Here is an 11,211-nt window from a genome sequence, read left to right as displayed (position 1 = left end):
CTAAACGGTTTCTATGAATAAATGATGGGTGCCAAATCGGTTTAATAAAATACACAGTATCTTGATCTCACATAGATATCATTAAATTTTGGTTTGTTTCAACCTTAAAATTCAAGCATTTTTACTGGAGGCACCATGAAAAATGGTACAGAATATATCGTTTTCCCCCTTGATGTACCCTCCCTTTCAGAGGCTCGATCCTATGTCAGAAAACTGGACGGATCAGTGGGTATGTTCAAGGTGGGACTGGAACTTTTCATTAAAGAGGGGCCTGCTGTGGTTCAGATGATCCGGGAAATAAGTAATGCTGGGATTTTCCTGGATCTTAAACTCCATGACATTTCAGAAACCGTGGGACGGGCCATGGAACAGGTGGCCCGGATGGGGGTGGACCTTGTGACGGTGCACTGTGCCTCCAACCGGAAAATGCTTGAAAGGGCCGTGGCCGGCAGCCGGGGAAAAACAGGCGTATTGGGGGTAACCCTGCTCACGGATAATGATTCCCTGGCCGTTGAGGCGGCAGGCTATGAACAAAAGTATGTAAAGGATCTCAAATCCCTGGTATTGAAACGGGCCGGGATGGCCCATGGGGCAGGATGCCGGGGCGTGGTCTGTTCCGGGCATGAAGTGGCTGGTGTGAAGGCGCTTTGGGGAGAAAATTTTCTGACAGTTACACCGGGTATCCGCCCGGGGTGGTCCCTTCTTGACAATGATGACCAGGCCAGGGTGACCACACCTGCCATGGCAGTGCAGGCCGGGGCAGATCTCATTGTTGTGGGACGTCCCATCCGGACCGCAGCAGATCCCAGGGAGGCTGCCCGCCGAATCGGTGCTGAAATTGATGAGGCCCTGGGGCAATAAGAGCGTCCCGGACGGTGGTGAGCGTTCCCACTGCCCGTCCGGGATGTACAACAGCATTTTTGGCATCCTTTATTTCTACTTTACACTTTTAGGGAGTCAGATTTTATTGATTTACCATTTACAAAATTCAGACCGCCACATTCTATAAGTGGCACATTGGATAAACGGTAAATTGAAAACTGCTGACTCCCTTATGGGGTGAGTGCCCATATTGCGGTGTTCGTCCTTTAAAAATGTAAAGCAGTGCTTTTGAAAGGTCTGGCAGATGCCGCATTCTCAATTTTTTTATGGGGGATTGAGGTTGAAATATACCGCCTGTGGCGGTTTGAACTGTTATCCACCATGATGTGGGGCTTTATTCATTAATTGCCTGATCAAGGCCAAAGGCTGTGTGCAGTACCCGCACCGCCAGTTCAGCATATTTTTCTTCAATGACACAGGAAATTCTGATTTCCGAGGTGCTGATGAGACGGATGTTGATGTTTTCCTTGGCAAGGGCTTCAAACATGGTGGCGGCAACCCCGGAATTGCTCTTCATGCCAAGCCCGATAACAGAGACCTTGGCAATGTGATCAGCAGTAACAATTTCCTTGGCATCCACTTCCTTGGCTGCTTTTTTTGACAATTCCACCGCTTTTTTAAAATCATCCTTGGTCACGGTGAATGTCAAATCGGTTTCGCCGTCGGACCGGGTGTTCTGGATGATCATGTCCACCATGATCTCGGCTTCGGCCAGAAGACCAAAGACACGGGCGGAAATTCCCGGTTGATCCGGTACCTTTCTCAGGGTGATTCTGGCCTCATTTTTGTCACAGGTGATGCCGGACACCACCACACTTTCCATATCCGCACTTTCATTGACCACCATGGTTCCCTCCTCCTGGTTGAATGATGACCTGACATGCACGGGTACATTGTACTTCTTGGCAAATTCCACGGAACGGATCTGCAGCACCTTGGCACCGAGTATGGCCATTTCAAGCATCTCTTCATATGATATTTTGTTTATTTTTTTTGCTTTGTTGCAGATTCTGGGGTCGGTGGTGTAGACCCCGTCCACATCGGTATAAATTTCGCATACATCGGCCTTGATGGCCGAAGCAATGGCCACAGCAGATGTGTCAGAACCGCCACGGCCCAGTGTGGTGATATCTCCCACAGTGTCCCGGCCCTGGAAGCCAGCCACAACAACAATATAATTCTGGTCCAGAAGCTCCTGGATGCGTGCACCGTCAATGTCCCGGATACGGGCCTTTCCTGAGGTCATATCCGTTAAAATACCGGCCTGGAATCCCAAAAGGGATTTTGCTTTATATCCCCGGTGGGTGAGCATCATGGCAAGCAACGCCGCAGTGGTCTGCTCACCAGTGGATAAAAGGACATCCAGTTCCCTTGCTGACGGTGTTTCTGCGGCCTCATGGGCCAGGGCAATGAGACTGTCTGTGACCCCGGCCATGGCAGAAAGCACCACCACCACTTGGTCGCCCTGGTTCTGGGTGTTAATTACCCTGTCGGCAACATTTTTAATTCTTTCAATGTCGGCAACCGAAGTTCCTCCGAATTTTTGCACCTTCAATGCCATAACGACTCCTGATATGTTTAATGACCCGGCTTCCGGATTTTGGCAAAGTGGAACGGGGTCAGATTTGTGTTAATATTTGGGTTTGAAAATTTCCCTGGATTGATGGGATTTTTTTTTATATGAAAAAGTGGGTACTGGGTACTGGGTATTAGGTTCTGGGTACTCACAGCAACTACTTTTTCATTATTCGTTGTGGCTGGTACTTACAGCCATGTGGGTTTATATGAAACGGCAGCCTCCAAGGCAACCTCAGCAGAGCCGCCCCCCCGATGGGTAATAGGAACCGGACAATTGAGCTGTCTACAGTTCCGGTCCGGGCCCATTGCCCATCGGGGCGGCGGCGGTATAATACCATTTTCAATCTTCGTTGTGGGCAGGCCCGGATGGAAATACCAACCACCCATGGCAATTATACAGACAGTTCCCTTAACAGATTTGTTCCGTCAAGTCCAGATGCTTTAATAATTATTTTACGGTTAAAGGCTTTATCTGTTTTAATGGTGATATCCAGATCAAATTTCACAAAATGCGATCCCAGGATTTCCGGCCACTCCACAACAATGGCCCCCGGGGAGGAGATGATCTCATCAAATCCCAGATATTCCAGTTCATCAATGTCGCCCAGGCGGTAAAGATCCATGTGATACAGTGGGACCCGGCCGGGGTATTCATTGATAAGGGTGTAGGTGGGGCTGGTCACATAATAGGTGTCCGGTACCCCAAGACCCTTTGCTATTCCCTGGACAAAGGTGGTTTTTCCTGCCCCCAGGTCACCGTGCAGGGCCATGGTCATGCGTGAAGAGATCAGGGAACCCAGTTTTTCTCCTGCTGCCTGGGTCCGGTTGTGGGAGGTACAATACAATTCAAGGATCATGATAGGTCAGATGTCCTGGGCGTTGTTTTTTGTTAATTGTGAAAAAATGCCGGGCAGGGCTGTGATCAGGTCTGAAGCTTTAAATCCCCATGGGCCCTTTGCCTGTGCCAGAAAGTCCCCGCATGCACCGTGGAGAAAGGTGCCTGCCCGGGCCGCATCTTCTGGAGTCATGCCCTGGGCTGCCAGACCTGCAATCATGCCGGTGAGGACGTCCCCTGTACCGCCGGTGGCCATGCCTGGATTGCCTGTGGGGCAGAAAAAAACGAAACCGTTGGGAAGGGCCGTGAGGGTACCTGCCCCTTTTAATACCAGGATGACATTATATTTTTTGGCAAATTGTGTGGCAATACCGAGACGATGGGCCTGGATTTCCCGGGTTGACAATCCCGTGAGCCGGGCCATTTCACCGGGGTGGGGGGTGAGTATGGTGGGAGCCTTTCGTTGTTTTAAAAGGGATGGATCATGGGCAATGCAGTTAAGACCGTCGGCATCCAGAATCAGGGGAAGGTCACTTTCTTTCACCAGAGCCGTCACAAGTTTTCGGGTCTCTTCATGGGTGCCCAGGCCGGGACCCAGGGCCAGGGCGGTTTTGTTCCGGCCCAGCGCCATGAGGGGATCAAAGGTATCCAGGGTGAGATAGCCGTGTGGTCCATTGCCCATGGGAGCTGTCATGGCCTCAAGGGTGGCGGTTTCCACACTGCTGTTGATGTCATGGGGAATTCCCAGGGTGACAAGGCCGGTGCCAGCGGCCACTGCGGCATTGGCAGCCAGAACGGCAGCCCCGGATTTTCCCCGGGAGCCTGCAATGATGAGCACATGACCCCAGGTGCCCTTGTGATCGTGGGGGCTGCGGGGGGGGAACAGCGGGGCAATGGTTGAAGTATCACTGACCTGGAGCCTTGGTGGCGATTGGGTGGCAATGTAATCGGGGATGCCGATGTCCATTACTTTTACTTTTCCGGTGAACTCCCTGCCGTGTCCCAGAAAAAGACCTGCCTTGGCAAACCCAAATGTGGCCGTGGCCGTGGCCTTGATGCAGGTTCCCAGGGGCATGCCCGTGTCTGCATCCAGCCCCGATGGAATATCCAGACTGAAAATGGGGCAACCGGTGCCGTTCACAGCGGTGATCACCTCCTTGAAAAATCCCCTCACCGGTGTATTCAGGCCGGTTCCCAGCAGACCGTCCACAAAAATGTCATGCATGCAGATATGGGATTGAAGCGTTTCAAAGGTGTCCTTGTCCGGGATGAAAAAGAGATGGTCCCCTTCCTTTTTTTCACACAGCGTTTCCAGGAGGATGAGATTGGATAGAGCGTCTCCCTTTATTTTATCCCTGGCAGTGAAAACAAAGGTGGTGACATCTTTTCCCATCTGTAGCAGGTATCGTGCCATGACCAGGCCATCCCCGCCGTTGTTGCCCCGTCCCACAACTATTCCTATTTTTTTTGACATCATTTTCGGAAAATGGTCAAAGAGCATATCAAGGGCCTTTCGCCCTGCATTTTCCATGAGAATCTGACCGGGAAGGCCAAATTCTTCAATGGTTTTCCGGTCCATCTCCCGCATCTCCCCGGCTGTGACAAGATACATGGCTGCCTCCGTTATTTTGAGCATTTTGCATGGTGAACGCTGACCTCCCCGGCATAACACTATTTTCACCAAGGGAGTGTCCGGCATGATATCACTGGAGAGTTATGAAAGGCAACCTTTGGGAGCTGTTCATCGGCAGATACCGCATTTTTTGCAGTCAATCATGGGACAATCCGGGGTGCTTTTCTCTTTTTTTGCCCGTTCAAGTTCCCTGGCCAGGAAGCTTTTTTTAATACCGCTGTCCAGGATATCCCAGGGCAGGGGGGCCTTTATTTCAATTTTTCTGTAAAGATAGTGGGCCAGGTCTTTTTGGGATATGGCCCTGGACCATCCGTCCTGTGCCGCGGTTTCGATTAAAGTGGCCACACGTTGATCCCCCCGGGCCAGTACTCCGTTGATTCTTGCCATGCGGGGGGATTCACAGTTGATTTTCATGTTGGGAATTTTTTTTAATGAGTTTTTTAAATGGTTGGTTCGTTTTTTCAGCACCGCTGCCGGTGCCATGGGCAGCCATTGAAAGGGGGTGGCGGGTTTGGGCACAAAGGGATTGACGCTTAGAGTGATGGTGCCGATTTTTTTCTTTTTTTTGCTTTCTTCAAGAAAAATATTTCGAATGTCCAGGGTAAGGGAAATGATCCCTTCAATATCTTCATCTGTTTCAAAGGGAAGCCCCACCATGAAATAGAGTTTCAGATTAAGAATGCCACCCTGGATCAAGGTTTTCACCGCCCCCAGTATATCTTGACGGGTTATTTTTTTATTGATGATATTTCGCATGCGCTGGGTGCCCGCTTCTGGCGCAATGGTCGCGGTTTTCACCCCGGATGCCATGAGGGTCTCCACCAGTTCATGGGTGAGGGCATCCAAGCGGAGGGAACTAAATGATATATTAAGGGCGTGTTCTATACCCCAGGTGCAGATGTCATTTATCTGGGGGTGATCGGAAACCGCAGCACTCACAAGCCCCATGCGGTTGGTCAGTTCACTTGCCTCATTCATGGACCGGGTGATCACTTCTTTGGGATAAAGCCTGGGGGGTCTGTATATAAACCCGGCGCTGCAGAATCGGCATCCATGGTGGCACCCCCTGCCGGTTTCAATGAGGCAGGTGTTTTTAAAGGCTGTGTCAGAAGAGATGATGCCGGTGACGGTTTGATGGTTTTCCAGGTGGGCAACGTGCTGCACCTCTATGGAATCAGGGGTTTGGGGATGATGTTTTTCATGGCCTTTAAAAATAAGGGTTTCATCGTAAATCGGTGTGTAAAGGGAGGGGATGTAAAGACCGGGAATCTCCACTGCCAGTTCATGGGTCAGGTTTTGTTTAAAGGGTGCCGCCTGGATGGAATTTAAAAACAGGTGAAGGGTGTTTTCAATTTCACCCAATAAAAAACAGTCCATGAAGGGGGCCAGGGGTTCAGGATTGAGAAAACAGGCAACCCCCCCTGCCATCACAAGGGGGTGGCGTAGGTTGCGTTGGTTTTGCCGGGGGGGAATGCCAGCGTTTTTAAGAAGGGTGACAACATTGGAATAATCGTTTTCAAATGAGATGGAAAAAGCAATGATGTCAAATTGTCCAAGGGCGCGGTCCGTTTCACAGCTCCGGGCAGGGCCGGTGGATTTTCCCGGCAGAAATACCCGTTCACATGCCATGCCTTCCAGGGCGTTGAACAGTTGAAACACCTTTTGAAATCCCAGACTGGACATCCCGGCCCGGTAGGTATTGGGATACACAAGGGCAATGTTAATGCCCGCCCCTGCTCCCCGGAACACCTGACCTTTTTCCAGGGGGCGCCGGCATGGCGCCCCCTTTTTACGACGAATACCCATTATTTGGTGGATCTGCGCAAAAATGTGGGAATGTCCAGGTTCTCCTGGTCACTTTCAATATCCGGGTAGGCTGGAATATTGGCATTTTCGTGGTGATTTCTGCCATCGTCATTGGAGACTTTTGGATGGGCTACAATCACAGTGTTCACATCATCCTGCCACTCCTTTTGTTTATCATCGTCGGTGACGGAGCGGACGGTGCCGCGGGCAATGGCGGTGGAACGGTTGGAACGACCACCGGTCTGGGAGGTCTGTTCCGTTGCCCTGCGCAGGTAATTGACCTTTGGGTCTTCCACTGCGTGCTCCTGGCCAATGCCGGTGGCAACAACGGTGATTCTGATTTCATCCCCCATGCTTTCATCAATGGTTTGACCCCAGATGATTTCGTTTTCCCCCCCCACTTCATCTGCAATGCGTTTCGTGACGGTTTTCATCTCTTTCATGGTGATATTTCTATTGGAAGAGATGTTGAGCAAAACCCCCCGGGCTCCCTTGATGGAGACCTCCTCCAGAAGGGGATGAAAAATGGCACTTTCTGCGGCTTCCAGTGCTCTGTTTTCGCCGGAGGCCACGCCAATGCCCATTAATGCGGCCCCTGACTGGGCCATGATGGTTTCCACATCGGTGAAGTCAAGATTGACGTATCCGGGTACCATGATCAGATCACTGATGCCTTTTACGGAATGGTTAAGCACTTCATCTGCCTTGAGGAACATCTCCACCATGAGTTCATCCTCTTCGGCAAGGGACATGAGGCGCTCATTGGGGATGGTGATGAGGGTGTCGGTGACCGTCCTTAACTCTTCAATGCCTACCTCGGCTTTTTTCATTCTGCCCTTACCTTCAAATTCAAAGGGTTTTGACACCACAGCCACGGTCAATATTCCAAGCTCCTTGCAGATTTCCGCCACCACAGGGGCCGCTCCCGTGCCGGTACCTCCCCCCATTCCGGCGGTGATAAAGACCATGTCAGTGGCTTTTTTGTCAGGATCATTGCCGTTGAGCAGGGTCCTGATCTCTTCCACATTTTCCAGGGCGGCATTTCTTCCCTTTTGGGGATTGGCACCGGCACCCCGTCCTTTGGCCAGCTCTTCACCCAGCTGGATTTTATAATCTGCCTTGGAGATCTTTAATGCCTGGTTATCTGTGTTGGCAACTATGAATTCCACCCCTGAGAGGCCGGAGTCAATCATGTTATTGACAGCATTTCCACCGGCACCGCCTATTCCCATAACCTTGATGTTGGTATCATCATTTATTTCCACATAAGAAAAGCCCATCGTCCCCCCTGTTTGATTTATGCATTGCCTTACCCCTGTATCCGGAAGGGATACCCGGGGTAAAATTTAGGTGTGTCTGCCTGTTGTTTTTTAAGGTTTAAATAATGTCTCTGAACCATTGTACGATTCTTGTCATGAATTTTGATATTCCGGTTTTACTGCCGGGACCCCTTTCTTTATTGTGGCTGATGCGGCTGCCGTAAATGACCAGGCCCACCCCTGTGGCAAAGACAGGGTTGTTCACCACCTCCTTGAGTCCACCGATGTTTGAAGGAGTTCCCACGCGCACCGGTACATTGAATACCGATTCAATGACCTCTTCAATGCCGTTGAGAAGGGCCGTGCCTCCGGTGAGCACAATGCCCGACGGAAAGGCATTTTCAAGGCCGTTACTGTGGATTGCGTCTTTTAAAATGGTGGCCATTTCATCCACACGGGGTTCAATGATATCCACCAGAATATCCCTGGAAAATTGTTTGGATTCCCGTCCCCCCATGCCTGGAACATCAATATTTTCACCTTGTTTAATCTTTTCGCGAAGGCAGGTACCATGGGTGAGTTTAATGTAATCTGCCTCGTTGGAGGGGGCTCTCAGACCAATGGAAATGTCATTTGTTACAGTCTCTCCCCCCAGGGGAAGCTCAAAGGTGTATTTTACCTTATTCCCCTTGAAGATGGCAAGGTTGGTGGTGCCCCCACCAAGGTCCACCAGGGTGCATCCCAGTTCTTTTTCTTCCGGGGAGAGCACGGCTTCACCGGAAGCCATGGATTCCAGCACAATATCACTGACAGCAAGACCTGCCTTGTTGCAGCATTTAATAATGTTTCCCACCGACGAAACAGCACCGGTGACAATGTGGATTTTTGTCTCCAGTCGTACGCCGGTCATGCCCCGGGGATTTTGGATGGCCTCCTGCTCATCCACAATGAACTCCTGGGGAATGATGTGAATGGTTTCTCGTCCCGGTTTTGCGGCGCTGCCACTGGCCGCTTCAATCACCCGGGCCTCATCCTCCGGGGTTATCTCTTCAGCTTTTATGGCGGTGAAACCATGGCTGTTAAATCCCTTGATGTGCCCCCCGGCAATGCCCACATACACCGAGCTGATGTCACATTCGGCCATGATGGCCGCTTCATCCACAGCATGGCGGATGGCCTCCACCGTGGATTCAATATTCACAACAGCGCCTTTACGCATGCCGCTGGAGGGGCTTTTTCCCATGCCGATGATGTTGATATCCCGGCCCACCACCTCTCCCACAACGGCACATACCTTGGTGGTACCAATGTCAAGCCCTACGATGATTTTTTCTTTTTCCTGCAATTTAAGCTCCTTGTGGTGTCTGTGCTCCGGAGGTGTGTCTGCCGGGGGTGACAATGACCCGTTCCGGGTTGAACAGGTCCATGGCTTTGATATTTTTTCCCATGCCCTGTTGCTGGAGATGCTGAAATATTTTCCCGGCAGTTTCAAATTTAGACTTAAATTGTGAAAAACCCAGTTTTAGGGTAATGGGTGTCTCAACGGGTTGCCCGGATAGATCATTGGAAAGAAAATGGGTGTCAACGGTGATGCCGGTGGCAATGTCAGCGGTGATGGATGTGATAGGGAGACCGGGGTCCTCCCTGAGCAATCCCATGATTTTTTGATACAGGGTGCCGTGAAACCCCCACTGCTCCTCTTTTTTTTCAAGGATTAATCCTTTTATAAGGGGCAATTTCATTGTAACTGTGGTTGTTTCCGGGGGATTTTCTGCAAAGGGGATTCCCTGTGTGTTGATGAGCAGCGGCGGGGCGTTTTCCAGGTTCACCCGGGCCACTGGAACCTCTTCCTGGATGAAAATGTCAAGGGTGTGGGGCCATGTTCGTTTGATTCTGCTTGTATTTATCCAGGGATGGGCCACCAGCCTTTTTTTCATTTTAAGTGCATTGATATTTAAAAGGGTATCGCCGGGGGTAAGGCCTGCCTGGACCAGCGTCTCGGTCCTGGTCAGGCGGTTTAGCCCATGGATGGAGACGGTGTTAATGGAAAAACAGGTGCTCTGGGTCACATAATCATGGATGAAAATGAACAATAATCCAGTGAGCATGATCGCCACAATGGTGAAAATGAATTTAATGCCCAGATCAAGGGTTTCCATGAAACCCAGGGTGGGTAACAGAGACAGTGTGGAAGACTCATTTTTTTTAATTTTTTTATTCGCCTTCAATTTTTACCTCATTTTCCAGGCGGATGCCAAATTGAGTGTTTACCTTTTTTTCAATGAGATGTTTCAACTTTATAATATCTTCTGCCGTGGCCTGGCCCATATTCAGGATAAAATTGGCATGTTTTGAGGACACCATGGCATTGCCCACCTTAAATCCTTTTAATCCGGCCCGGTCAATGAGTTCTCCTGCGGATTTTCCCCGGGGAGGATTTTTAAAAAAACATCCGGCACCGGCACCCTGGACGGGTTGACACTTTTTTCTTTTTTCCAGCAGGGTCTGCCATTGGGCCTTGATCTCTTTTTTATCCTGCCGGGCCATGATCAAGGTGGCCCCCACAAGAATGGGGCGCTGTTGCCGGGGAACGTTTTCATTAAAGCTCAGACATCTGTGGCTGAACCGCAGGTCTGATCTGGGCAGGGTGATGACGCCTTTTTGGGTATCCATTATATCAATGGACGCCACCACATCTGCCATGGTTCCCTCTCCGGTTCCTGCGTTCATCATCACCGCTCCCCCCACACTTCCGGGTATTCCGGCGGCAAACCCCAGGCCGCCGATACCCTGGGCCATGGTCTCCCTGTACAGCCCGGCAAGGATGGTGCCGGCAGAGACCTGGATCCGGTATATTTCCTGCTGTAAAGGGGTGATGATTATGGGGTATTTAAGTTTGTCCATGGAGATGACAAGTCCCCGGATGCCTCTGTCCCTTACCAGCAGATTTGTGCCACTGCCCATGACCGTCAGGGGCAGGTCATGGAATTTTGCCATCTTCAGCAGTTTTTCAAGGGTTTCAATGGAATGGGGCCGGGCAAACAGGTCTGCCGGTCCCCCCACCTTGAAAGAGGTGTGTTTTTTCATGGGTTCTTTTTGTTTGATTCCCAGTTTTTCAAAGGTTTCCAGGGTCAGGGGCATTAAATTTTTTTTGTGCATGGCCCATTCCTCCGGGGTGGGGCTTATTTTATGATGCCACGGGGGGCAGTGGCGGGTGT

9 protein-coding genes are annotated in these 11,211 nt (G+C 50.7%); 1 reads left to right on the top strand and 8 read right to left on the bottom strand.

Going from position 1 to position 11,211, the window contains the following annotated elements:
* Positions 1–135: 135 nt before the first annotated feature.
* Positions 136–861: an orotidine-5'-phosphate decarboxylase gene (pyrF, locus tag B9A32_RS00155; protein ID WP_084066359.1), complete on the top strand. Its 726-nt coding sequence runs from the start codon at positions 136–138 to the stop codon at positions 859–861.
* A gap of 355 nt (positions 862–1,216) precedes the next feature.
* Here the strand turns inward: pyrF and B9A32_RS00150 are convergent, their stop codons facing one another.
* The 8 genes from B9A32_RS00150 to murB all read right to left on the bottom strand — a co-directional run bounded on the left by B9A32_RS00150 (position 1,217) and on the right by murB (position 11,152).
* Positions 1,217–2,443, bottom strand: coding sequence for an aspartate kinase (locus B9A32_RS00150; protein WP_084066358.1), 1,227 nt, complete (start codon positions 2,441–2,443; stop codon positions 1,217–1,219).
* A gap of 409 nt (positions 2,444–2,852) precedes the next feature.
* Positions 2,853–3,317 (bottom strand): tRNA (adenosine(37)-N6)-threonylcarbamoyltransferase complex ATPase subunit type 1 TsaE, encoded by a 465-nt coding sequence (tsaE, locus tag B9A32_RS00145; RefSeq protein WP_084066357.1) that lies wholly within the window; start codon positions 3,315–3,317, stop codon positions 2,853–2,855.
* Positions 3,318–3,323: 6 nt separating this feature from the next.
* Positions 3,324–4,907: an NAD(P)H-hydrate dehydratase gene (locus tag B9A32_RS00140; protein WP_084066356.1), complete on the bottom strand. Its 1,584-nt coding sequence runs from the start codon at positions 4,905–4,907 to the stop codon at positions 3,324–3,326.
* A gap of 129 nt (positions 4,908–5,036) precedes the next feature.
* Positions 5,037–6,734 carry a radical SAM protein gene (locus tag B9A32_RS00135; RefSeq protein ID WP_084066355.1) on the bottom strand — a complete coding sequence of 566 codons (1,698 nt, stop codon included), beginning with the start codon at positions 6,732–6,734 and terminating at the stop codon, positions 5,037–5,039.
* A complete protein-coding gene (gene ftsZ / locus B9A32_RS00130) occupies positions 6,734–8,014 on the bottom strand; it encodes a cell division protein FtsZ (RefSeq protein ID WP_084066354.1) in 1,281 nt (426 codons plus the stop codon). The genes B9A32_RS00135 and ftsZ overlap by 1 nt, the downstream gene beginning before the upstream one ends.
* A gap of 97 nt (positions 8,015–8,111) precedes the next feature.
* On the bottom strand, positions 8,112–9,338 hold the full coding sequence (ftsA, locus tag B9A32_RS00125) for a cell division protein FtsA (RefSeq protein WP_084066353.1): 1,227 nt from the start codon (positions 9,336–9,338) through the stop codon (positions 8,112–8,114).
* 1 nt (position 9,339) lies between these two features.
* Entirely contained in the window at positions 9,340–10,221 is an 882-nt protein-coding gene (locus B9A32_RS00120; protein ID WP_084066352.1) for a cell division protein FtsQ/DivIB, read from the bottom strand.
* Entirely contained in the window at positions 10,208–11,152 is a 945-nt protein-coding gene (gene murB / locus B9A32_RS00115; protein ID WP_170923637.1) for a UDP-N-acetylmuramate dehydrogenase, read from the bottom strand. The genes B9A32_RS00120 and murB overlap by 14 nt, the downstream gene beginning before the upstream one ends.
* Between the last annotated feature and the right edge of the window lie 59 nt (positions 11,153–11,211).

Source organism: Desulfocicer vacuolatum DSM 3385, assembly GCF_900176365.1.
In the GTDB taxonomy this organism is placed as follows: domain Bacteria; phylum Desulfobacterota; class Desulfobacteria; order Desulfobacterales; family Desulfobacteraceae; genus Desulfocicer; species Desulfocicer vacuolatum.
This window is presented reverse-complemented; position numbering and strand designations above follow the sequence as displayed.

Bases quoted from the DNA above. Each gene is read 5' to 3' on its own strand.
- pyrF (WP_084066359.1), top strand. From the start codon at position 136: ATGAAAAATGGTACAGAATATATCGTTTTCCCCCTTGATGTACCCTCC.
- B9A32_RS00150 (WP_084066358.1), bottom strand. From the start codon at position 2,443: ATGGCATTGAAGGTGCAAAAATTCGGAGGAACTTCGGTTGCCGACATT.
- tsaE (WP_084066357.1), bottom strand. From the start codon at position 3,317: ATGATCCTTGAATTGTATTGTACCTCCCACAACCGGACCCAGGCAGCA.
- B9A32_RS00140 (WP_084066356.1), bottom strand. From the start codon at position 4,907: ATGTATCTTGTCACAGCCGGGGAGATGCGGGAGATGGACCGGAAAACC.
- B9A32_RS00135 (WP_084066355.1), bottom strand. From the start codon at position 6,734: ATGGGTATTCGTCGTAAAAAGGGGGCGCCATGCCGGCGCCCCCTGGAA.
- ftsZ (WP_084066354.1), bottom strand. From the start codon at position 8,014: ATGGGCTTTTCTTATGTGGAAATAAATGATGATACCAACATCAAGGTT.
- murB (WP_170923637.1), bottom strand. From the start codon at position 11,152: ATGCACAAAAAAAATTTAATGCCCCTGACCCTGGAAACCTTTGAAAAA.